Raw genomic sequence first — 2,322 nt, 5'->3', positions numbered from 1 at the left:
CCCATCGAGAAGATGAACATCATTATCGAGAGCGGGACGACGACGAAGCCCGTCTGGATGGCGTTGTAGTGGAGGTACTGCTGGACGAATACCGGAACCGTGAACATTATACCCGCAAGGGTCATCTGGAAGAAGAGGCTGACGAGGTTGGCCGCGGTGAAGACCTTGGACTTGAAGATGTCCACGTCTATCAAAACGTCCTTCCCCTCGGCCTTGCGCTTCTTCTCGTATCTCCAGAAAGCCCAGAGGGTTAGCAGGCCGAGGACCATCAGCAGAAGGACAGGCGGGTTCGTGAGCGGGTCCATGATGAGAACCGAGAGCGTCAGCAGGAACAGACCAACGCCTACTAGCGTGGCTCCGACAACGTCAAGCTTGATTTTTCTCTCTGGCTTGTAGTCCGCGAGCAGCTTCATTCCGTAGAATATCCCAGCGGCAATAAAGGCTTCCATGAAGAAGCCGAGACGCCAAGTTATGTAGGTCGTGAAGAAGCCGCCGATGATCGGGCCGAAGGCGGCAGCGGCGCCTCCGACGCCGCCCCAGACGCCGAAGGCGAAGGCCCTGTCCTTACCAGTGTAGGCTTTTGTGATGTAGGTGACCGTTGCCGGCATCATCATCGAGGCGCCGATGCCTTCAAGGATCGACCAGCCGATTATCAGGATGAGAAGGTTGGGGGCGAAGGCCGCCATGAGGGTTCCAACCGTGTAGATAACCAATCCGCGGAAGAAAACCTTTTTAGTTCCCCAGATGTCGGCCAGCTTTGCACCGGTTATCATGAAGGCCGCCATAACGAGTGCGTAGAGCGTTATCGCGCTCTGAACACCGCTCACCGTGGTGTCGAGGTCTTCCACGAGGGCGCTGATGGAGACGTTCATCATCGTCGTGTCTATGAACATTATGAAGAGCGCCGCGCTCATTATGTAGAGGACTCCCCACTTCGAATGAGCCATTCTGTTCACCAGAGAACGGATAAGGTGACGGAGTTATAAAATTTCCTAACCCTTCTCGACGACGACCTCAATCCTGCCAAGGAGAAGGATGGCAAGAAAAACCAGGATGACCGCGGCCTTCAGGGCAGAGGAAACCCACGAAGGATAGGAGATGGGAACCCTAGAATCGGCGCGGAGGGTCGTTCCGTCATCGAACACCTCCGCATCTGGGGGTATTATGAGGAGTGAGAGGGCAGTGATGAAATCCCCCGCCATGCCGGCCGTGTTGAAGACGTAAACGAGCGCCCAGAAGTTGGAGTGGAGGAGCCAGGCGAGGGCTAGGGCCGCTAACGAAAGGATCAGAGGGGAGAGGGATACGATGACGTATTTTCTCGCCGGTAGGGGAGTCTCAACGGCTACGTAGGGAACCAGAGTGAGCCTGTTAATCGTCGTGACGCCGAGTCTAACCCTGGCCCCGAGGAGCTTGGCAGTGAGGGCGTGAAGCCCCTCGTGGAGGGGAATTATCACCGCCCAGGGGAGGAAGAGGAGGTAGAGAGCATCACCAGGATAACTTATCGAGACCTCCAGCCAGGGCATTGCCAGGGGAGAAAGGAGGAGCAGCAGAAAGGAAAGGATTAGAACATCAGAGGAATAATCGGAGAGCCTCAGCTCCCCCATCAGAACTCCCTCTCCACCAGGAACTCGGCGAGAAGCTCCAAATCCTTCCTCGCCTCGCTCTCCGGGAGTATCTTTAACGCCTCGTTCGCCTCTCTGACGAGGTTCTTGGCGTAGTCTGCCGCGTAGTCGATGCTGCCGTATTTCTTAAGAAGGTCGATGGCCCTGGCGACCTCTTCCTTGACCTTCTCATCGTGTATTAACGCGTCGCCCTTCGCATCGCCGGCGTACTTGCCGAAGACCTTCATGAACTCGGCCTTATCTTCATCGCTCGCGTTCTGGAAGAAGTGGCTAACTATCAGCGTCTTCTTGCCCTTCCTTATGTCACTCCCCACGGGTTTGCCCAGCTTCTCCTCGTCCGCTATGAGGTCGAGGACGTCGTCCCATATCTGGAAGGCCACCCCGACGTTCATGCCCCACTTTGACAAAGCTTGGATGTACTCCTCGTCATCGGTTCCGATGATGGCCCCAATCTCGGCCGAACCCTGGAAGAGCGCCCCGGTCTTGCCGGCTATCATCCTGAGATATTCGTCAACCGTAACCTCTTCCCTCGTCTCGAACTCTATGTCAAGAGCCTGTCCCTCGCAGAGCAGATTGGAGGTCCTGACGAGAACGTCGAGGATTCTGGCCTTCTTCTCGGGGCTTACCTCGGCCCTCGCTATCGCCTCGAAGGCCTTTGAGAACAGCAGATCACCGGCGAGGATGGCCATGTTCACTCCCC

The 2,322-nt window shown here is 56.4% G+C and carries 3 protein-coding genes; all 3 read right to left on the bottom strand.

The genetic code is table 11. The annotated features are described in order from the left end of the window. Nucleotides 1–947 (bottom strand): MFS transporter (locus MV985_RS05870; RefSeq protein ID WP_297464279.1); only part of this gene is annotated, 947 nt, incomplete at its 3' end. Nucleotides 948–992: 45 nt separating this feature from the next. After that, complete coding sequence (locus tag MV985_RS05865) at nucleotides 993–1,604, bottom strand: DUF3267 domain-containing protein (RefSeq protein WP_297464277.1); 612 nt, start codon at nucleotides 1,602–1,604, stop codon at nucleotides 993–995. Further along, nucleotides 1,604–2,322 (bottom strand): polyprenyl synthetase family protein (locus MV985_RS05860; RefSeq protein WP_297464275.1); only part of this gene is annotated, 719 nt, incomplete at its 5' end. The genes MV985_RS05860 and MV985_RS05865, both read right to left, overlap by 1 nt.

It is taken from the genome of Thermococcus sp. (genome assembly GCF_027012695.1).
Taxonomy (GTDB): Archaea; Methanobacteriota_B; Thermococci; order Thermococcales; family Thermococcaceae; genus Thermococcus.
The sequence above is the reverse complement of the archived record's forward strand: the minus strand, read 5'-3'. Positions and strand labels throughout refer to the sequence as shown.

What these genes read in the sequence shown, in the direction of transcription:
- MV985_RS05865 (WP_297464277.1), bottom strand. Translation starts at nt 1,604, where the DNA reads ATGGGGGAGCTGAGGCTCTCCGATTATTCCTCTGATGTTCTAATCCTT.